Consider the following 20,787-nt stretch of genomic DNA (forward strand, 5'->3'; position numbering starts at 1 on the left):
CGCGTGCGCAGGGCCGCGGAATTTAGCACAGCGCGGTGCAGGTGCCTCGGTCCTGCGAGTTCGGAATCTCACCTTCGAGCCATGGTGTTAGGTTGCCGTAGTGCCTCTTCGACGCGGCATCTTTTTGTGGGCCCGCGGGCTGCTGGCAGCCACGCTGACGCTCGCGCCGTTCTCGCCGGCGTGGCCGCAGGCTGACGACGAGCCGGAGACGCAGATTCTCTCGCATGAGGATGGGCTGATCGTGATGGGCCGGCAGCGGGAGCCGTTGCCCTGGGCTCGGTCCTCGTTCGGTCCGCTCGTGGCCCTGGCGCCGGTCGTGGAGGTGCTGGGAGGCGAGCTGGAGATCGGTCCTCTGGGCGAGGCGCACACGCTGCAGGTCGCCGGTCGCGAGGTGGTGCTCGGGCCGCTGGGCCGGATCGTTCTGGTCGACGGCGAGATGCACAGCCTGTCGATCAGGCCGTGGCTCGAACCGGAACCGGAACTCCCCGAGCATCTGCGCCCGAAGGACGACGAGGAGGACGACGGCGACGCGGATTCCGGGAGCCCCGACGCGGAAGAGCCGGAGCCCGAACTGCCGCCGATCGAGTTGCCTCCGCGTCATCTGTACGTCCCGGTCGACGCGCTGGTGCGCGCGTATCCGGAGGAGCAGGGATACCGGTTCGACTTCGACCGTCGGCGCGGGCGGCTGCAGGTCGACCGGATCGGCGAACGCCGGCTCGCGGTCGAGGTGGACCGCGTGCACGATCTCGGCGCGACGACGCTGGTCGTGACCTTCTCGGGTCGGCCCCGCTACCGCGTCGACGACTACCGTGGAGGCGTACGGCTCCGGCTCCTGAGCGGCGTCCTGGAGCCGCGGCCTCGCGTCCGGCTCAACGATCCGCTCGTGCGCTGGCTGGAAGTCCGCGAACGCTCGATCGATATCGGTCTGGCGCCAAGGGCGGAGGCGTCCGAGCCGTACATCCTCGGACGACCGCCCCGGGTTCAACTCGTCATGGACATCACCCGGGACCGGATGCGGAGCACACCCCGCGCCCTGTCGCGGCGAGCGGAGGAAACCGGCGAGTTCCGGATCGTCCTCGACCCGGGCCACGGGGGCGCCGACACCGGCGTTTCGTCGCCCGACGGCGTGACGGAGAAGGACCTTGTGCTCGAGATTGCGCGGGAACTCGGGTCGCACCTGGCGGACAGCCTGGACGCGCGGGTCGTGCTGACCCGGACCGACGACGCCGAGGTGGCGCTCGAGAACCGGACGGCGGTGGCCAACCAGCGCCGGGCCGATCTCTTCCTGTCCCTGCATGTGAGTCCGGATTCTCCGTGGGCCGCCGGGGACGGTTTTCAGACGTACGTCCTCGATCCGCCGCCGGCACTGTTCGAGACGGCCGACGACGAGGAGGAAGCGCCGGTCGACGACGATTGGGGCGAACCGGCCGGGGAGGACGATCCCGAACCGCCGGAAGCCGGCTTGCGACGGAACGAGCAAGACGCGACGGACTTTGAAGAGGATACGTTCGACGACCTGGGCGCCGAGGCGGAAGACGCGCAGGAGATTCACGTCGCCGTTCCTGCGCTCGAGCTTTGGGAGCGGGCGCAGGACAGCCAACTCGAGAGGAGCCGGCTGCTGGCGCGGCTGATCCAGAGCCATGTCAGCGACGTGCTCGAGCAGCCGAACCGCCGCGTTTCTCGAGCGCCGCTACGGGTGCTCACCGGCGCTTCGATGCCCGCGGTTCTGATCGAACTCGGTTCACTCGGTGGCGACGAGGAAGAGGAAGGAACACCGCTGCTCGACGAGTTCCACCGGCGCGAGCTGATCGAGGCGATCGGGCGGGCGATCCGCCTGTACCGTGGCGTCGTGGCCGGCGCCGGCGCCGACAGGGCCGCCGACGGGGCGGGGTCGTGACCCGCGCGTCGTCGCGCGTGTGGCCGGTCGTGGCCATCGCGTTGCTGGCCGGTTGCGGCGGCTCGGGCGAGAACGGCGACGGCGACGGCGAAGTGGAACTCGCGGCACCCGGGGACGACTTCCTGGCCACGCTGTGCTTTCCGACGGGACTCGGTTTGCTCCGCTGCGAGGAGCGGTCGATCCCCGCCGAAGACAGCGCGGAGGAAACGGCCGTCGTCATCATCGAAGCACTGATCGCAGGTCCGGAGCGGGTCGAGGCCCCTGACGCGATCGCGGGCGAACCAGATGACGAAGACGGCGATCCGACCGATCCGGCCGACCCGCTCGACGACGTGTTTCCGGCCTTGCCGGCCGGAGTCCGGCTCCTGGCGCTGGAAGTGCTCGACAACGTGGCGTACGTCGACCTGACGATGGCCGAAGTCGGTGACGGAAGGGGCGAACGAGCCGCCGCGCCGCGCCGCTCGGCACTGGTCCTGGAGCGCCCGGCGATGGGGCTGACGGAGGAACTCCTGGCCGTCTACAGCGTGGTGAACAGTCTGACCGCGAACAGCCTGGGCATCGACCGCGTCGTGCTGATGTGGAACGGAGAGCAGCGCCCGACCTTCGCCGGCCACGTCGACACGACCAGACCGCTGATGGCCGACCTGGAGCGGAACGCCGAGCCGTCCGGCGGCGCCTGATCAGTGTCTTCTCCCGAACCCCTGATCGGCGTCTTCGACTCGGGAGTCGGCGGCCTCACCGTGGTCGCGGCCCTGCGCCGGCGCTTGCCGCGGGCATCCATCGTCTATCTTGGCGACACGGCGCGCCTGCCCTACGGCACGAAGTCGCGGCGGACGGTGCTGCGCTACTCCCAGGCGAACGTGGACTTCCTGGAGCGATGCGGGGTCGACGCCCTGGTCGTCGCCTGCAACACGGCGTCGGCGATGGCGCTCGAGGATCTCGGGGTACGGACTCCGCACTGGGGCGTGCTGGAGCCGGGCGCGTCGGCGGCCGTCGTCGCCGCGGACCGGCACGTCGGCGTGATCGCCACGGAATCGACCGTCCGGTCGGGTGCGTACGAGCAGGCGATTCGGCGCCTCGACCCGGGGTTGCGGGTCAGCCAACAGGCGTGTCCGCTGCTCGTGCCGCTGGTCGAGGAGGGTTGGGAGGAGGATGAGATCACCGAACGCGTCGTCGCCCGCTACCTCAAGCCCCTGCTGCGGGACCGGATCGATACCCTGCTCCTGGGCTGTACCCACTATCCGCTGCTGCGCGGGGTGCTCGAGCGCGCATGCGGCCCGGCGGTCACCCTGGTGGACTCGGCCGAGTCCACCAGCAGGGAGGTGGAGCGGGAGCTCGGCAGCGGGAGCGGTGCGGGCGCCGGCGCCGGCCGCTCGCCGAGTGTGAGACTCTTCGCCACCGACGCCGGTCCGCGATTTGCGAAACTCGCGGAGCGGATCTTGGGCGAACCCGTGGCCCTGGAGTTGATCGACGTGAACGGGCCGGACGGGCAACGGCAGGAGGTGGAGAGACGGTGACTGGAACTGGACGGTCTGGCGGTTTCGCACGCAGCGGCGGACGATCCGTGTCGGCTCTGCGGCCGGCCGCGATCGAACTCGACGCGATGAAGTACGCGGAAGGTTCCGCGCTGATCGAGTGCGGCGAGACCCGGGTGCTCTGCTCGGCCAGCGTCGAGCGGCGGGTGCCGCCCTTCCTGGTTGGCAAGGGCCGCGGTTGGCTCACCGCCGAGTACGCCATGCTGCCGCGTGCGACGCTGACGCGTTCGAGGAGAGAAGTGTCACGCGGCCGACCGTCGGGTCGGACCGCGGAGATCCAGCGGTTGATCGGCCGGTCGCTCCGGTCCGCGGTCGACCTGGGCAAGCTCCCGGAAGTGACGATCGCCGTCGACTGCGACGTGATCCAGGCTGACGGCGGCACCCGGACGGCGTCGATCACCGGCGCCTACGTGGCGACGGTTGCCGCGCTGGCGAAGATGCTGCTGGAAGGCGATCTGAAGACGTGGCCGCTGGTTCACTCGGTGGCCGCGGTGTCGGTCGGCATCTGCGAAGACGAGCTGCTGCTCGATCTCGAATACGTCGAGGACCGGGACGCCCAGGTCGATCTGAACGTTGTGGCGACGGGCGAAGGCAACCTGATCGAGGTGCAGGGCACCGCGGAAGGCAGGGTGTTCACGCGGCCGGAGTTCGACAGTCTGCTCGATCTCGCCCTTGCCGGCATCGCCGAGCTGGGGAAGCTGCAGCAACGCTCCCTCGCGGCGCGGTTGGCCGAGGTGGACGAGGCCCTGGAACGCCGCCGGCGCGGGCCCGCGGCGACCAAGGACGAAGCGAGTGTCTGGGATCGCCCTGCCCGTTCGTAGCGGCCCTTGGACATCCACCTGATCGCGATCGGCGGCACCGGCATGGCGCCGCTGGCCTGCCTGTTGCGCGATCTGGGCCACGAAGTCCGCGGATCCGACGGACCTTTGTACCCACCGACCAGCGAACTGCTGGCGGGCGCGGGGATCGAGCCCCTGGTCGGCTATGACCCGGCTCATCTGGAGCCGCGGCCGGACCTGGTCATCGTCGGCAACGCGGTGCCGCGCACGAACCCGGAGGCGGTGGCGACGGAGGAACTCGGCCTGCCTCGGCTGTCGATGCCCGAAGCGCTCGACCGATTCGTGCTCCGGGACCGCCGGCCGCTGGTCGTCGCCGGCAGCCACGGCAAGACGACCACGACGGCGATGGCGGCCTGGGTCTACTCCCGCGCCGGCGCGGATCCCGGCTATCTGATCGGCGGTGCGCCGATCGGCCTGCCGTCCGGATTCGCCATCGGCGGCGGTCCGCGCTTCGCGATCGAGGGCGACGAGTACAACGCCTCCTACTTCGACCGCGGGCCGAAGTTCTGGCACTACCGGCCGGAGACCGTGATCCTGACCAGCCTGGAGCACGACCACGTCGATCTCTATCCTGATTTCGAGGGCCTGGAGCGGGCCTTCCGCGGGCTGGTGGAGCGCCTGCCGCCGACGGGCCTCCTGATCGCCTGCGCGGACTATCCGACGGTGGAGCGGCTGCTGCCGGCGAGCCCGTGCCGGGTCGTGACCTACGGCGTGAAGACGGGCGACGTCCGGCTGGCCGGCCCGGTCGAGAGCGGCGAGAACGGCGTCTCCTTCGAACTGGAGGAGGAGGGCCGGCGGCAGCGGGTCGACCTCGGCGTCTGGGGCGAGCACAACGCACTGAACGCGATGGCGGTGTGGGCGGCTGCTCGCGCCGACGGACTGGAGCGGGACGCGGTCCTGGACGCGCTCGCCACGTTCCGCGGCGTCAAGCGGCGGCTCGAGGTGATCGGCGAGGCGGCCGGGGTGGTCGTGATCGACGACTTCGCCCATCACGCCTCGGAGGTCGCGGCCTCCCTCGCGGCGCTCCGGCAGCGCTTCCCCGGCCGCCGGCTGGTCGCCCTGTTCGAGCCGCGAAGCCTGAGTGCGGGTCGCCGTCAGTTCGCTGCCGACTTGGCGTCGGCTCTGGCGTCGGCGGACAGGGTGTTCCTGGCTCCTGTCTTCCACCGGGAACGTCTGGGCGAGAAGGGATTCGACCCGGAAGAGGTGGCCGCGGAGATCGAACGCTTCGGTGCGGTGGCTACGGCCGGCGCGTCGAACGATGCCCTCTTGGAGAAGGTGCTCGCCGAGGCCCGGACCGGCGACGTCCTGGTCACCATGTCGTCAGGATCCTTCGACGGCATGCCCGGTCGCCTACAGATGGCTCTCCAGGATCTGCCTGTCTAACGACCCGGGCAATCGAAGCGCCGCCGCACCGCCCGCCGCCAATACACGGCGCGGCGCCAGTCCGACGAGTTCCGTTTCGACCACGCGCACACCGGCCGCGGCCGCCAGCTCGTCGGCTCTCCGGACGACGTCAAGCAGCGATGTCCGGTCGCAGTCTGTCAGGTTCACGCTGACCTGCGCCTGCGCGCGGCTTTCGAGATAGAGACCGAGAGCCCGCACGCCCGGCGGTCCGCCGCCCGACTCCCGGAGCGACGCCGCAATCCGCTTCGCCGCGGCGAGTTCGTCCGTGTCGAGCAGCAGGTTGAAGGCGACCAGCGGTGGCCGGGCGCCGACGCACGTCGCGCCCCCGGTCGGGTGCGGCCGGTTCGGCCCGCGATCCGGCGGCCAATCGCCGGTCGCCATGCGATCGGCCAGCCGCGCGAGGCCGCCCCTGCGATGGTCCGCGAGCGCGGCACGCCCGGGGGCCGAGGCCGCCTGGCCGTAGAAGAGGACCGGCAGGTCGAGACCTGCCAGCGCGTCCGCGCATTGGTGGGCCGCGCCGACCGCCGCGGGCATCTGGGTCGCCTCCAGGGGCACGAAGGGCGCGACGTCGAGCGCGCCGAGAAATGGGTGAACTCCGCGATGCCGGCTCACATCGATGTGCCGAATCGCCGCGGCCGCGAGACCGGTGACCGCCGCCACCAGATCGCCACCCTCGCCCAGCAGCGTCAGCACGGTCCGGTTGTGGTCCGGGTCCGAAGACACGTCGAGCACCCGCACGCCGCGCGTCGAGGCTGCCTCCACGCAGCCGTCGATGACGTCCCGGCGCCGCCCCTCGCTGATGTTCGGCACGCACTCCAGTCGGGTCATACCTTCACGCTAGCCGAGTGTCGAGCTAATTTCCTGAACTGGATGCACTCGAGCATGATCGAAGGCCGCGACTTCGCGGCGGCCACCATGATCGGTGCGCGCAAGCGCCAGGAGGACGACTGGAGCGTCCAGGTCATGTCGGACGATGGGACCGACGAACCGGTGTTGCTCGCCGCAGTCGCCGACGGCATGGGGGGCCTGCCTGCGGGCGACCGGGCGAGCCGGATCACGATCCGGGCCTTCGTCAGCAACTTCGGGCTCATCGCGAAGCCGCCCACCGAGCGCTTGCGCCCTGCGCTCGTCCGCTCGAACGGAGAGATGGCGGCTGCGATCGAGGACGATCCGTCGCTTCGGGGCATGGGCTCGACCCTGGTGGCCGCGCTGTTCTTCGAAGACCGGTTTCGCTGGCTCAGCGTCGGCGACTCGCTCGTCTTCCACTGGCGCGCCGGCGAGCTGAGAAGGATCAACCCGCTCCACACCTACGGGCGGGAACTCGATGCCCGGGCCGCGCGCGGCGAGATCAGCGCGGTCCGCGCCGCCCTCCATCCCGATCGGGCCGCGATCACCAGCGCCGTGATGGGCCGGCCGCTCGCCGACGTGGCCGAGGACGAACTCGACCTGGCAGCGGGCGATGTCGTCATCCTCGCGAGCGACGGCGTCGAGACGCTGTCCAGCGAGGAGATAGCCGCCGTCTGCGGCACGCACGGAACGTCGGGCGCTTCGGGGATCGCCGGGGCGATCATCCGGCGCATAGAGCAGCGCGCGATTCCCTGGCAGGACAACGCGACGGTCGTGGTCGTGTGCCCGCGGTGGCCTGCGAACCAGGGCGAGGGAGCGGCCGCTGAGGTAGATTGACCGGGTTCCGAGCGCTGATGTGACAGGGAGGATGCAGCCGATGAAGAGGACCTTCGTTCATGTCGCATTCTTGGCAGTTCTGCTGGCGGCGGGCGCCGCGGGCTTCAAGGCCGTGCCCGCGCGTCAGGAGCGCACTGCCCTGGAGCCTGGCAACACGTTCTCGGACACCCTGACGTCCGGTACTGCCGGACCGGAGATGGTCGTGGTTCCAGCCGGCGTGTTTCGCATGGGGTGCCTCTCGGCCGAAGGGTGCAGTGAGTACGAGCTTCCGGTCCGCGAGGTAACCATCCACCGGCCGTTCGCGGTTTCGAAGTACGTCGTCACGCTCGAACAGTTCAACCGCTTCGCGCCGGGTCGAGCTGCGGCCGGCTACAAGTTCGAGGGTCCAGGCACGAGCCCGGCGAGTTGGGTGTCCTGGGCCGATGCCCGCGCCTACACGGAGTGGCTGTCTCAGGAAACGGGTGAGAAGTACCGCCTACTGAGCGAGGCCGAATGGGAGTACGTTGTCCGGGCGGGCTCGACGACCCCATATCCGTGGGGCGAGGCGTTCGGCGCCAACCACGCGAACTGCTGGGCTTGTGACGACAAGTTCGAGTTCACCGCGCCGGTGGGCCAGTTCGCGCCGAACGCGTGGGGCCTCCACGACGCGGTTGGCAACGGTTGGGAGTGGGTCGAGGACTGCTGGAACGACAATCACGAAGGCGCTCCCTCCGATGGAACTGCCCGGCTGGAAGGCGATTGCTCGTATCACGTCATCCGCGGCGGGTCCTGGCGGGACGGCCCGACGGAACTTCGCTCCGCCTTCCGTCGCCCGGTGGAGAAGCGCATGTTCAAGGGCGAGAACTTCCGCGTCGTCCGCGAGCTGGCTCCCTGAGCGACAAGAGATTTTCGGCCGTTTCCCGCGCCCGCTTCGGACGTTGACCGACCCTTACTGCCGTGTTACGTTACCGCCGCTTTCGGGCGCGGGCGAGACAGGTTGGCAGGCGTTGGTTGAGGTCTGCGCTCGTCGAAACAGACCCGGACGACCGCGGGACGAGTAGCTGTGGATTTCGACGCCAGCCTTCTGGTCATCATGGCGATCTTCTGGGCCACCTATCTGGTGGTTCGGGTGTTCCTGATCGGCCCGGTCATGAAGATGCTCCGGGAGCGGGACAGCGAGATCGTCACCGCTGAGGAGACGTTCGATCGGGCACGGGCCGAAGTCGAGGCGCGGATCGAGGCGCAGCGGGAGAAGCTCAAGGAAGCCCGGGCAGAAGCAGTCGCACGCCGCGACCAGGTGCGTCGCGAGGCCCAGCAGGGGCGAGAACGGATGGTCGCCGAGGCGCGGCAGGAAGCGGATGCGGAGCTTCAGCAGGCTCTGGCCTCGCTGGAGGCCGAGACCGCGGAGCAGCGCCGCGCCCTCGAGGGCCGGGCCGAGCGTCTCGCGGCCGAGATGACATCGAAGCTGATGGGTGCACCGTCATGAAGCGGGTGAGCGCGAGGCCCGTCGCTGGGGCCCTGCTTGCGATGGTGTTCGCCGGCACCGCCGCGGCGTTCGGCGCCGACGTGGGCGAAGCGACTCACTTCCTGGGCGTGCCGCGGTGGATCTTCTCCTGGTTCAACATGCTCGTGTTCTTCGGCGGCCTCGGCTATCTGATCGTGCCGAGGGTCGTGGCGGCTCTCGAGAACCGCCGAATCCAGATTCGCGACAGCCTGATGACCGCCCGCCGCCAGCGGGCCGACGCCGAGGAGCTTCGCGAGGGTCTTTCCGGTCAACTGGCCGCTTTGGAAGCTGAAGTCGGAGAGGCGGTAGCCCGCGCGGAACGGGAAGGCGAACGGGAAGCGAGGGAGATCGTCGCCCTGGCCGAGCGCGAGCGCGAGCGGATGATGGAGCAGACCCGGGCCGAGATAAGGAGCCGCACGGCACGGGCCCGCGTCGAACTGGCGGAGCACGCCGCGCGACTCGCGACGTCGCTCGCCGCGGCGCGGCTGGAGCGCGAAGTCGACTCGGCGGCGCGCAGGCGGATTCTCGATCGCGGGCTGATCAGCCTGGAGACCCGCGCCGATGAGACCTCGTCTGGAGCCGACGCGCGATGATCTACCGGTACGCGAGGCCCTACGCGCAGGCCCTGATGGGCGCCGCCGGCTCGCTCGAGGCGGCGCAGGCGACGCGGGACGAACTCGCCGCCTTCGCGGAGGCGATGCGGGCCGTGCCGCGCCTGGGCCGCATGGCGTCGAATCCGGGCGTGCCGCCAGCGACCAAGCGGGCCGTGGTCGACGAGATTGCCGGCATGCAGGGCGCGGGCACGCTGGCCCAGCGGATGCTGCGGTTGCTGCTCGACAACTACCGCCTCATCCATCTGCCGGCGATCCTCGAGGCGATCGACGAGTTGCTCGATCGGGCCCACGGGGTCGTCAGCGCCACGGTCACCGCCGCCGAGGAACTCGACGAGGAGCAGCGCGCGCGGCTGGAGAAGGCGCTGGAGCGGTTGTCCGGCGCCGAGGTCCGGCTGGAAGCTCGGGTCGACCCGAGCCTGATCGGCGGCTTCGTGGCCCAGTTCGGGAGTTACCGCTACGACGCAAGCGTTCGCGGCCAGTTGGCCGTGCTGGAAACCAGATTGACGGCCGAGCCGCCAACGGCGGCGGGAGCCTAGCGACGACACGACGTCAGGGGAGTAGATAGAACATGCAGGTAAGAGCCGATGAGATCGCAGCGGTCCTCGAGCGCCAGTTGGCGGGCTACGAGGCCGAGGTCGACGTCGCCGAGGTCGGCACCGTCCTCAGCGTCGGTGACGGCATCGCCCGCGTCTACGGGCTGGAGCAGGCGATGGCCGGCGAGCTGCTGGCGTTCCCGAACGACGTCTACGGACTGGCGCTGAACCTCGAAGAGGACCAGATCGGCGCCGTACTGATGGGCGAGTCCCGGCTGGTCGACGAGGGCGACGAGGTCCGCCGCACGGGCCGCATCATGGAAGTGCCGGTGGGACCGGCGATGGTCGGCCGCGTGGTCGATCCGCTCGGCAACCCGGTCGACGGCAAGGGGCCGATCGAAGCCGCCGACAACTACCCGCTCGAACGGATCGCCCCCGGCGTCGTCGACCGCGAGCCGGTGTCCGAGCCGATGCAGACGGGGATCAAGGCGATCGACTCGATGATCCCGATCGGCCGCGGCCAGCGCGAGCTGATCATCGGCGACCGGCAGATCGGCAAGACGGCCGTCGCCGTCGACGCGATCATCAACCAGAAGGGCGGCGACGTGATCTGCGTCTACGTCGCGATCGGCCAGAAGCGCTCGACCGTCGCCCAGGTCGTCAAGACGCTCGAGGACAACGGCGCGATGGAGCACACGATCGTCGTTTCCGCCTCGGCCTCCGAGCCGGCGCCGCTCCAGTTCATCGCCCCCTACGCCGGCTGCGCGATGGGCGAGTACTTCCTCTACAACGGCCAGCACGCGCTGGTGATCTACGACGATCTCTCGAAGCAGGCCGCCTCGTACCGCGAGGTCTCCCTGCTGCTTCGGCGTCCGCCGGGCCGCGAGGCCTACCCGGGCGACGTCTTCTACCTCCACTCCCGGCTGCTGGAGCGGGCGGCGAAGCTTTCGCGCGCCAACGGCGGCGGCTCGCTCACCGCGCTGCCGATCATCGAGACCCAGGCCGGCGACGTCTCGGCCTACATCCCGACCAACGTGATCTCGATCACGGACGGCCAGATCTTCCTCGAGGGAGACCTCTTCTTCTCCGGCGTGCGGCCGGCGGTGAACGTCGGCATCTCGGTCAGCCGGGTCGGCGGCAACGCGCAGATCGGCGCGATGCGCAAGAACTCCGGCACCCTGCGGCTCGACCTCGCGCAATACCGGTCGCTCGCGGCCTTTGCCCAGTTCGGCTCCGACCTCGACCGGGTCACGCTGCAGCAGTTGGCGCGCGGCGAGCGGCTCGTCGAGCTCCTCAAGCAGGGGCAGTACGCGCCGCTGTCGATCGCGGACCAGGTGCTCTCGATCCTGGCGGGCACCCGCGGCGCGCTCGACGACCTGAAGGTCGAGGCGGTGCGGCCCTTCGAGGACTTCATGCACCGGCACTTCGTGAACGAGGAACCGGAGCTCCGCGACCGGATCCGCGCGGAGGGCAAGCTCAGCGACGAGCTGGACGCCCAGATCATGGAGGCGATCGGCCGGGCCTTCCAGCTCTTCGTGGCCGAGAACCCCGACGCCGCGCTGGAAGAGAACTAGAACGAGACGAACGGGAAGGTTCCGAGGTAGGCCCGAACGATGGCGAGCCTGATCGATCTTCGCCGGCGCATCCGCTCGGTGAAGAACACCCAGCAGATCACCAAGGCGATGAAGATGGTCGCCGCGGCGAAGCTGCGCCGGGCCCAGGACCAGATCCTCGCGACGCGGCCCTACGCCCTGGAGCTGCGGAAGGTGACGGAGCACCTGGCTGCCGTGGCGGCCGGCGAAGTGGAGCACCCGCTGCTGACTCCGGCCGGAGGCGGCGAAGACGGACAGGCCGCGGAGGCCGGTTCCGGCCAGACCCTGGTCCTGGTGGTCACGGGCGACAAGGGCCTGTGCGGCGCCTTCAACGCCCATGTCCAGCGCCGGACCGAGCAGGAGATGGCCGCCCTGAACGGGGGCGGCGAGATCCTCGCGCTCGGCAACCGCGGGGCCGACTTCTTCACGCACCGCGGCGCGCCGATGCGCGGCGCCCGCCGGGGGCTGTTCAAGGACCTGAACTACGGCACTGCCCAGGAACTCGCGGCTGAGGTCTCCAAGGCCTTTGCCGACGGCGAATACGACGCGGTGTACGCCGTCTACAACGAGTTCATCTCGGTGCTCAGCCAGCGCGTGAGCTGGGAGCGCCTGCTGCCGATCGCCCGCGAGGACGTCCTCGGCGACGAGGACGCGTCGGCGAACGGCCACCGCCCGTACCTGTACGAGCCGTCCGAGGCCGAGATCCTGAACGAGCTGCTGCCGCGCTTCGTCACCTTCCAGATCTACCGCGTGCTGCTCGAGTCGCAGGCGGCCGAGCACGCGGCCCGGATGACGGCGATGGACAGCGCGACGAAGAACGCCGGCGAACTGATCGACACACTGACCCTGCAATACAACCGCTCGCGCCAGGCCGAGATCACGACCGAACTGATCGAGGTCGTGTCCGGCGCGAACGCCCTAGAGGGATAGAGACAAGAGAGGCACAAACCGTGAACGACACGAACAACTCGTCCGGGGCCACCGGCAAGGTGGTCCAGGTGATCGGCCCGGTCCTCGACATCGAGTATCCGGCCGAGCAACTGCCCGAGATCCTGAACGCGGTCAGCGTCAAGAACGACGACGGCAGCATCGACCTGACCGCCGAGGTGGCCCAGCACCTGGGTTCGAACCTGGTGCGCGCGGTGTCCATGGAGCCGACGGACGGCGTCGTCCGCGGCATGGAGGCCAGGGACCTCGGCGAACCGATCTCCGTGCCGGTGGGCGAGGCGACCCTGGGCCGGGTGCTGAGCGTGCTCGGCGAGCCGGTCGACACGCTGGGCCCGGTCGAGGCCGAGGAACGCTGGCCGATCCACCGCGAGGCGCCGGCCTTCGAGGACCAGGCGACCTCGACCGAGATGTTCGAGACGGGGATCAAGGTCGTCGACCTGGTGCATCCCTACACCCGCGGCGGCAAGACCGGCCTGTTCGGCGGCGCCGGTGTCGGCAAGACGGTCCTCATCCAGGAGCTGATCAACAACGTCGCCGTGCAGGGCGGCGGCTTCTCCGTGTTCGCCGGCGTCGGCGAGCGCACCCGCGAGGGCAACGACCTGCTGCGCGAGATGGTCGAGGCAGGCGTCGTCAGCTTCGGCGAGGGCTTCCTCGAGAACTACGAGGAGACCGGCAACTTCGACCTGACGAAGGTTGACCACGCCGCGCTCAAGGACAGCAAGGCGGCGCTCATCTACGGCCAGATGACCGAGCCGCCCGGCGCCCGGCTCCGCGTCGGTCTCTCCGCGCTCACGGTGGCCGAGTACTTCCGCGATGTCGAAGGCCGCGACGTGCTGCTCTTCGTCGACAACATCTTCCGCTTCACCCAGGCCGGCTCCGAGGTCTCCGCGCTGCTCGGCCGGATGCCCAGCGCCGTCGGCTACCAGCCGAACCTGGCGACCGAGATGGGCGCCCTGCAGGAGCGGATCACCTCGACCAAGAAGGGCTCGATCACCTCGGTGCAGGCGATCTACGTCCCCGCCGACGACCTGACCGACCCGGCGCCGGCCACCGCCTTCGCCCACCTCGACGCGACGACGACCCTGTCGCGCGCGATCGTCGAGAAGGGCATCTACCCGGCGATCGATCCGCTCGACTCGACCTCCAAGATCCTCGAGCCGGCCATCGTCGGCGACGAGCACTACGCCGTCGCCCGCCAGGTGCAGCAGGTGCTCCAGCGCTACAAGGACCTGCAGGACATCATCGCCATCCTCGGCGTCGAGGAACTGTCCGAAGAGGACAAGCTGGTCGTCGCCCGGGCGCGCAAGATCGAGCGCTACCTGTCGCAGCCGTTCTTCGTCGCGACCCAGTTCACAGGCCTCGAAGGCCGCTACGTCAAGATCGAGGACACCGTCGAAGGCTTCAAGACGATCCTCTCCGGCGACCTCGACGAGCTCCCCGAGCAGGCCTTCCTCATGGTCGGCACGATCGACGAAGCGGTCGACAAGGGCAAGAAGCTGCTGGCGGCCTAGCGCCGCAGAGGCGAAACCAGCGGAGCGAACGAACGTGGCCGGCTTGAACCTCATCCTCGTAACCCACGCCGAGAAGCTGCTCGAGATCGAGTGCTCGGATGTCGGTCTGCCCGGCCGCAAGGGCGACATGGGCATCCTGCCCGGCCATGCGGCGCTGATCAGCACGCTGCGTCCCGGCGAGCTCAGCTACCAGCCGGCGGATGGCGGCGCGCGCCGCTTCGTCGCCGTGGCGCCGGGCTTCTGCGAGGTCGCGGACGACACCGTGACGGTGCTGACCGAGACCGCGCAGAGGGCCGAGGACATCGACGCGGCCGCGGCTGCGACCGAGCGGGACGAGCTGGCTGCGGAGTACGCCCGCGCGAGCTTCGAGGATCAGGCGGGACTCAAGGACCGCGTGGATACCGCGCAGGCGCGGGTCGACGTTGCGTCGCGGGCCTAGGGTCGAAGGTCGCCGGCCCCTGGCCGGCGGCTGTGTCCCTCGGAAGCGGACCAGAGGGTCCGCGCACCCAGAGCACGACCTTGGCCGGTGGGAGAGTCTCGACTGCGATCCCATTGCTCGCAGTGACGCCATGTCAACTGCATGTAGAGAACCCCGCCACACCGGTGCCGTTCTCTGGGTGCGCGGACCTTCTGGTCCGCTTGCCGCCGAAGGCGGCCAGAAGACGCGCCGCGAAGCGGCGACAACACCCCGCCGCCAGCCGTCGGCTACCGAAGCCTTCGTTCAATGCGCTCCAGCACCGCCCGGAGCGCCGCCAGTTGACGCGCGATCTCGTACAGGTTCCGCTCAATCCCGCGAGTGTCAGTCACATCTTCCTCCTCGGGCGGGTTCGTTTCCGCCTCCAGCAAAGGACCTAGCGAATCCCGTGCCGGATGGAGTAGAGGAAGCCGCAACCCGAGTCCCGCCCGCGCCAGGACCACGCTCTCCGCTGCTACACTCCCCCGCTCGGGAGAGGTGCTGGAGTGGTCGAACAGGGCTGCCTGCTAAGCAGTTGTCCGGGGTGACTCGGACCGAGGGTTCGAATCCCTCCCTCTCCGCCAAGTCACTCAGATAAGTGTAGATATATCAGTTACTTAGAGGAATCCTCTATCGGACGATCCCACAAGAGATCCCACATCCGGGATGGAATGCACGGGCGAAGCGGCTAGATCCCCGGCTCGGTCGCCTACCGCCGGGGCGAGTGACGCTCGTGGCTGGGAGGCCCTAGCCGGGTTGGCGGGGGCAGGAAACGGCGCCGGCTCGGTACCGGCCCTGGCTTAGCCCGCGGTCAAGGTCGGAAGGTGGGTCGAAGAGCGTCCTCGAGCCCGGATGGAAGACCGGCGACGGTCGGACCCGCCGCCGGCGCTGACGACGCACTAGGCGTCGTCTCCCGCGGGTTGCTCGCGCGGCTCGTAGATTAGGGTGTTGGACCTGATCGGCCAGTCAGTTGAGCACGGACCAAGTGCGAAGGCCGCTGGTTGCTCAGTTCGCTCCTTGCTCGGGTTCTTACTGGTTCCCTGCGGGGCTCTCGTTGGCCACTGGTTTGCTGGAGAAGCCGTTCACCAGGTTGCCGTTATCGTCCGACAGGGCCCTCGCGGCTGGCGGCGTGTAGGTGAGCTTCACGGTCTCGTCCGCGGCCACAGCTAGAGCCAGCTTCACGTTCACTTCGCTGCGATAGATCACGGCAGTGTTTAGCCCGCCGATGCTGCGGGATGCACCATCGGCATTGGTGGCGACGACATTGAACGCCGATCCGGGTACCCCGCTGTTCCCGTTCACATGTCCATCGAAGATCACGATCAGGTAGCTTCCCCTCACTTCCGCACGCTTGAAGACCGGTGGCTCTGCGAGGCGGCTGTTGTTGGTCACTGGTCTATTGGAGAAGCCGTTCACCCAGTTGCCGTTGTTGCCCGTCAGGGAATGCCCGGGTATCGGCGTGTAGCTGGCCGTCACCGTCTCGCCTGGCGCCACAGCCAGGGCCAACGTCACGTTCGCTTCGTTGCGATTCATCGAGACCGTGCCTGTTCCGCCGATGCTGCGGGATTCGCTATCGGCATTGGTGGCGACGACGTTGAACGACCGTCCGGGCACCGAGCTGTTCCCGCTCACGTGTGCATCGAAGATCACGACCAAGCGATTTCCCCTCACTCCCGCACGCTTGAAGACTGGTGCCGCGGCGGCAGCGGCGGGAGTCCTGTTGGTTACTGGCTTGTTGGAGAAGCCGTCTACCCAGTTGCCACTAGCGTCCCTCGGTGCCCCACTTTGGCTGGCTGGCGGTGTGTAGGTGAGCGTCACCGTCTCGTCCGCGGCCACTTCGAGAGCGAGCGGCACGTTCAACTCGTTGTGGTAAGTCGTGACCGCGCCTGTCCCGCCGATACCGCGGGACTCGCCATTCGCGTTCGTGGCGATAAGGTCGAACGCCGCGCTGGACACCGCGAGGTTCCCGGTCACATGTCCATCGAAGATCACGATCAAGTGACCCCTGTTCACTTCCGCCCTTTCGAAGATCGGGCCCACGCCGTGTCCACGGACAGTGACCTTCATCGCGTTGCTGTCGTCGGCCCAGGCCGTGGCCGTGTTTCCCTTCCTCCGGTAGCTGTCCCCGATCGTCCACCCGGTTGCGGCACCCGCATCCTCGGCGTCCGAAGCTGTTCGCCTTGCGTTGACGCCCTTGTTGCCCGCGGCACTGACGTCCACCAGCAGGAAGTACTTCGTACTGGTGTCCAGCTTGACCCCGGGGCTTGATGCCGTGAAGGTGTTGGCCCCCGCAACCAGTGTCGCGGGGTTCGTGAGTGTGACGAGTTCGGTTCCGGGGTCGCCCGACGAGTCGGATCGGATGCTGACGGTGTAGGTCGGGTCGGTCGAGTTGCCTGGTGTGGCGATGTCGGTTTCGACGTCGACGCTGGTGACCCGATAGCCGTTGCTGTTGCTGCCGGTGGTGAACGGCTGGCCGTGATCGTTGCTGAAGGAGGCATCCGAAGAACCGGCGGCGGAGGCTTGCCCGCTGTTGCTCGCCAGCACCTTCGACCGTTCGGCATAGCCGTTGACGGCGATCTTCAAGGTGGAACCACCACCTAGCAATGCCCAGACGCTCGACCCTGGAGCTCGACTGTATGAGTCGTTCGCGAGGTGCCAACCCGCCGCGTTGCCGGGATCTTCACCATCGGAACCCGTAGTGCTGACTTGCCAGTCGCCCGTGTCGGCGCCCTGGAGTCTCAGAACCACGAAGTACTCCGTACTGGCGGCTAGCCGGATTCCCCGTTCCCCTGGAGCGGTGAACCTGTTGAGGCCGACGACCAGATTGGGAGGAGGCGTCAGCGTGGCCAGCACGGTACTGCCAGGCCTGCCGGACATGGCGTTGACGATGTCCACGTTGGCGACCGCTCCCGACGCCGGTCGCGCCGCGATGGGGACGTCCACACTGATCAGGCGGCTCCCGCCGGCGTAGCCGCCAGTCGTGAACGAATGTGCAAGGTGGGCGGAGAGTCCGCTGGAGGGACCAGGAAACTGATCTGTGTTGCTGACAAGCATGCCCGCCGGCGCCGGCGGGGTCCGGTTCGTCGCCACCAGGCCGGTGAAGCCGGCCACCTCGGTCCGGTCCTCGTCCTGCAGTGGCCTGCTGGACGGCTTCGCGTAGTCCACCGTCAGTGTCTCGCCGTGCGCGACCGACCCGGCCAGCGGCACCGTTGCCGTGTTGGCGCGAACCGCCATGAGGCCGTCGCCGACGATGGTGCGGCCGGAGTTGCCTAGCGGCGTGGCTGTCACCGTGAAGACGCTGCTGGCTGGCGCCCACATGCCGTCGAGGTTTTCGGAGAACGCGACCGTCAGCTTCCGGCCGTACACGGATGCGGTGACCGGCCTGGGAAAACGATCGGGGTCGTCCACCGTGACGTGGACGGTGGAAGAGTCCACGTTGTGCAACCCGTAGCCCGTGTTCAACACCAGCGTCGCCGTCACCAATCCGCTGTCTTCCGTCGTGTCGTCGTCCACGGTGGGCACGGTGTAGGTCGCCTCACCCGTGGTCGGTACCGTCACGGTCTTTTCGCCCAGGTTACTGGCCGCCACGAAGTCGCCGGTCTGGGAGATGACCAGCTTGACCGACAGGGCCGTGGACGGGGTCGGCGCCGCGCGAATCGTGAAGCTGGCGCCGGTTCCCTCGGACACCGGCGCGCCGCCGGCAATGCTTACGAGGGGCGTTCCCGACGGCGGGTTGTCGTTGTCATGCACGTTCACGCTCTCGGAAGGCGGAGTGTCGGGAACCGTGTAGCCCGTGCCGCTCGTGACGGTCACGGTCACGGCTCCGGCCACTTCGTCGTTGCTGTCGTCCACGGTGGGGACGGTGTAGGTCACTTGGCCGTCAGCCGGTACGCTTACCGTCTTCGCTCCAAGATCGCTCGATGCCACGAAGTCGCCGGTCTGGCTGACCGTCAGTTCGACTGTCGTCGCCGATTGCGAGGCATGAGACATGCGGATCGTGAAGGTAGCCGCGGTGCCCTCGGTCACCGCCGCGCTCGGCGTGACGCTCACCTGCCGTTCCGGATAGAGGGCTTGGATTGCCCGCTGGTCGTCGATTCCCAATCTGGCGGCTCCACTTCTTCTTTGGGGAGAGAAATCAATGGGCCGCATGATGGAATCGCTCTCCTCGCTGGTGCATGCGCGGGAATCACACGGATGATCGAGACCGAGGGCGTGACCCAGTTGGTGCGTCATGAGATCGGCGACAACACTCGGCAAATGGTCGCTGAAGTCGAAGTTGTTGGTGATGATCCGTGCCTGTTCCAATTGGTAGGAGCTGTCGGCCGAACCTGGAATCGTGTGTTCACGGCGGCAGGGGTAGGAGAGCAGAGTAACCGCGTAAACCGATCCGGGGACTTCGTTGTGCGGATCATTGAAGCCGATCTGAACGCCCGGGACGGGAGACGTCCGGGTGGGGAACGGCTCGGCTGAGATAGTCGACTTCAAGGACACGGTCGATCCCGGCACGGCGTTCCAAGCGTGGACTCCCGCGTCAACAGCGGCCCTGGTGCCTGTGTCGAGACGCGGCTGGGCGCCGTGGATCGTGACGGTCAGGTTCCCGCCATTGTCGAAGTTCGTCCACCGAATGAAACGGTTGTTGCTCGATCCGCAGTCGGTGGCGCGTCGAAGCGTGAAGGCACTTGTGACGGACTGCGGTCCGTCCGAATCTCGGGAGGACGGTGTGCTGTAGTCAACCAGTCGATCAACGCCCAGGACGCGATCGCCGATCCACTCGCGAAACAGCGTGGAACTGCGCGGAGCGTCTCCGGCGACGCCGTAGCGACTCAGTACACCTCGATGCTCGAAGAACGTGCCGAGACCCCAGCTCACGGTTTCGAAAACGCCGTCGTCGCCCGGCTCCAGAAACAGCAGTACACGCTGTCCAGGCCCCAGCATCGGTAGACCCCGGACTACGGTCACCATGTCGCCGACTATGCCGCCCAGCTGCCGGACCGTGATCACGCTGTTGACCGCTCGCCCCTTCATTTGGGCTTCGACGCGGACCAGAGCGTCGGTAAAGCCGGCCTCCGGGGCTGGCATCGAATGGAACACCTCGCCGTAGACGATGAACGGCGTGTCGTCGACCAAGGCTTCGTCGGGCGGCACGAGGTAGACAACGGCGGCCGCTGGCAGCGAGACGAACGTCAGCAGCAGTGCTAGGAATCCAGGCAGTCTGGGCATGGGGGTTGGTTCTCCGTAGTGGTTGTGGAACGCCGCAAGTCGTCGCGGCGCCAAGGTTGGTTTGGCAGTAGTCGGTCTGATGCGCGCGGCGCGCCTACGGCGGGGGCGCCTGCAGCCTGGGGACGATGCCCAACCGGTCGCCCCGAGCGAACAGGGTCCCGAGCGGGCCTTCATCAGCGTCCACGCCGCCGGGAACCACCGGGGTGGTCAAGTCCACATGCGCGGCGCGCGGTCGAACCAGCGGCGCCACAGCGGGCACTGTGCCGATCTTCACCCAGTACCAGGCGCCATCCGCCAACCCGATGGTCTCCAGCCGACCCTGCACCGCCTCGCCGTCGTCGTCGAAGCAGCCGGGCAGGAGCTCCACGATGAGGCCATCATCGCCCGCCGGCAGCGCGAGGATCGCCGGATCGGCCTCGCCGCAGGCCAGGCGCACCGCGGCCCACCTGCCGTTCAGCGGACGGCCGACGATTCCGCCGCCGCCCTTCCAGTACGGGGCGACGTGTTCGCCTTCGGCCTCGAGATCCTTCAGGTGGGGGACGATGCCCATGAACCCGGTGTTGTCGTGGACCATCAGCGTGCCGTTCAATCGGCCCAGGATTGACAGCGAGAAGCGGCGATTGGCGTCCGGCCACGCCGTGACGCCGCCGGGAATCGGAGGCGCCACCCGCTGACTGAACGACGACTCGCAGACCAGGGGGGCGACCGCCACGTTCCGGTCGCCGTTGAGCCAGTACCAGCCGTCTCCGTCGATCCCCTCGAACGTCATCTCGCCGTCGATCGGCCGTCCGTCGTCGGCGATACACGTCGACTGGCTCACGGCGCGCACGATCAAGCCGTCCTCGCCGGCGTACTCGCGGCTCTGTAGCCCGCTGCCGCCGCACTTGATCGAGACGATCGCCGACCTGCCGTCGGTGGGCCTGACCGCGAACCCGCCTGTGCCGTGCCAGTACGGAGTCACGTGGGACTCGCATGCGGCCGCCGCGGCCGCCGGCAGCGAGAGGAAGAGCAGGAACAGTGCGAGAGACCCAGGTACTCTAGGCAGGAGGCTGGTCCTCCATGGTGGCTTCCAGG

The 20,787-nt window shown here is 68.5% G+C and carries 17 protein-coding genes and 1 tRNA gene; 15 read left to right on the plus strand and 3 right to left on the minus strand.

The genetic code is table 11. The features are described 5' to 3' along the window. Window positions 1–100: 100 nt before the first annotated feature. From OXG83_15355 to OXG83_15375, 5 genes are read left to right on the plus strand one after another with little or no spacing between them, the layout of a single operon-like run. A complete protein-coding gene (locus OXG83_15355; GenBank protein ID MCY3966409.1) occupies window positions 101–1,897 on the plus strand; it encodes an N-acetylmuramoyl-L-alanine amidase in 1,797 nt (598 codons plus the stop codon). Continuing rightward, the gene (locus OXG83_15360) at window positions 1,894–2,577 is read left to right on the plus strand and encodes a GerMN domain-containing protein (GenBank protein MCY3966410.1); all 684 of its coding nucleotides are present in this window, start codon (window positions 1,894–1,896) and stop codon (window positions 2,575–2,577) included. Before OXG83_15355 ends, OXG83_15360 begins: the two co-directional genes overlap by 4 nt. A 3-nt stretch (window positions 2,578–2,580) precedes the next feature. Next, window positions 2,581–3,414, plus strand: a complete 834-nt coding sequence (gene murI / locus OXG83_15365; GenBank protein MCY3966411.1) for a glutamate racemase — start codon at window positions 2,581–2,583, stop codon at window positions 3,412–3,414. Next, window positions 3,411–4,253 (plus strand): ribonuclease PH, encoded by an 843-nt coding sequence (rph, locus tag OXG83_15370; protein ID MCY3966412.1) that lies wholly within the window; start codon window positions 3,411–3,413, stop codon window positions 4,251–4,253. The genes murI and rph overlap by 4 nt, the downstream gene beginning before the upstream one ends. Window positions 4,254–4,259: 6 nt before the next feature. Continuing rightward, window positions 4,260–5,654, plus strand: a complete 1,395-nt coding sequence (locus OXG83_15375) for a Mur ligase family protein (protein ID MCY3966413.1) — start codon at window positions 4,260–4,262, stop codon at window positions 5,652–5,654. Here the strand turns inward: OXG83_15375 and ftcD are convergent. Beyond that, window positions 5,622–6,503 (minus strand): glutamate formimidoyltransferase, encoded by an 882-nt coding sequence (gene ftcD, locus OXG83_15380; protein MCY3966414.1) that lies wholly within the window; start codon window positions 6,501–6,503, stop codon window positions 5,622–5,624. The two genes, OXG83_15375 and ftcD, sit on opposite strands and share 33 nt — an antisense overlap. 42 nt (window positions 6,504–6,545) lie before the next feature. Between ftcD and OXG83_15385 the strand changes: the two genes are divergently transcribed. From OXG83_15385 to OXG83_15430, 10 genes are all read left to right on the plus strand, one after another. Further along, a complete protein-coding gene (locus OXG83_15385) occupies window positions 6,546–7,358 on the plus strand; it encodes a protein phosphatase 2C domain-containing protein (GenBank protein ID MCY3966415.1) in 813 nt (270 codons plus the stop codon). Window positions 7,359–7,398: 40 nt separating this feature from the next. Beyond that, the gene (locus OXG83_15390) at window positions 7,399–8,232 is read left to right on the plus strand and encodes an SUMF1/EgtB/PvdO family nonheme iron enzyme (protein ID MCY3966416.1); all 834 of its coding nucleotides are present in this window, start codon (window positions 7,399–7,401) and stop codon (window positions 8,230–8,232) included. A gap of 168 nt (window positions 8,233–8,400) precedes the next feature. Beyond that, on the plus strand, window positions 8,401–8,823 hold the full coding sequence (locus OXG83_15395; protein MCY3966417.1) for a hypothetical protein: 423 nt from the start codon (window positions 8,401–8,403) through the stop codon (window positions 8,821–8,823). Beyond that, entirely contained in the window at window positions 8,820–9,434 is a 615-nt protein-coding gene (atpF, locus tag OXG83_15400; protein MCY3966418.1) for a F0F1 ATP synthase subunit B, read from the plus strand. The genes OXG83_15395 and atpF overlap by 4 nt, the downstream gene beginning before the upstream one ends. Beyond that, window positions 9,431–9,991, plus strand: coding sequence for an ATP synthase F1 subunit delta (atpH, locus tag OXG83_15405; GenBank protein ID MCY3966419.1), 561 nt, complete (start codon window positions 9,431–9,433; stop codon window positions 9,989–9,991). The genes atpF and atpH overlap by 4 nt, the downstream gene beginning before the upstream one ends. A 32-nt stretch (window positions 9,992–10,023) precedes the next feature. Beyond that, on the plus strand, window positions 10,024–11,562 hold the full coding sequence (gene atpA, locus OXG83_15410; GenBank protein MCY3966420.1) for a F0F1 ATP synthase subunit alpha: 1,539 nt from the start codon (window positions 10,024–10,026) through the stop codon (window positions 11,560–11,562). Window positions 11,563–11,601: 39 nt separating this feature from the next. Further along, on the plus strand, window positions 11,602–12,510 hold the full coding sequence (gene atpG / locus OXG83_15415) for an ATP synthase F1 subunit gamma (protein ID MCY3966421.1): 909 nt from the start codon (window positions 11,602–11,604) through the stop codon (window positions 12,508–12,510). A gap of 20 nt (window positions 12,511–12,530) precedes the next feature. Continuing rightward, window positions 12,531–14,039 carry a F0F1 ATP synthase subunit beta gene (atpD, locus tag OXG83_15420; GenBank protein MCY3966422.1) on the plus strand — a complete coding sequence of 503 codons (1,509 nt, stop codon included), beginning with the start codon at window positions 12,531–12,533 and terminating at the stop codon, window positions 14,037–14,039. Window positions 14,040–14,073: 34 nt separating this feature from the next. Further along, on the plus strand, window positions 14,074–14,478 hold the full coding sequence (gene atpC / locus OXG83_15425) for an ATP synthase F1 subunit epsilon (GenBank protein MCY3966423.1): 405 nt from the start codon (window positions 14,074–14,076) through the stop codon (window positions 14,476–14,478). Between the two features lie 507 nt (window positions 14,479–14,985). After that, window positions 14,986–15,077 (plus strand) — tRNA-Ser (locus tag OXG83_15430). A gap of 445 nt (window positions 15,078–15,522) precedes the next feature. Here the strand turns inward: OXG83_15430 and OXG83_15435 are convergent. Beyond that, window positions 15,523–19,713 carry a SwmB domain-containing protein gene (locus OXG83_15435; GenBank protein MCY3966424.1) on the minus strand — a complete coding sequence of 1,397 codons (4,191 nt, stop codon included), beginning with the start codon at window positions 19,711–19,713 and terminating at the stop codon, window positions 15,523–15,525. Between the two features lie 94 nt (window positions 19,714–19,807). After that, the gene (locus OXG83_15440) at window positions 19,808–20,674 is read right to left on the minus strand and encodes a hypothetical protein (GenBank protein MCY3966425.1); all 867 of its coding nucleotides are present in this window, start codon (window positions 20,672–20,674) and stop codon (window positions 19,808–19,810) included. Between the last annotated feature and the right edge of the window lie 113 nt (window positions 20,675–20,787).

The organism is Acidobacteriota bacterium, assembly GCA_026707545.1.
GTDB lineage: Bacteria > Acidobacteriota > Thermoanaerobaculia > Multivoradales > Multivoraceae > Multivorans.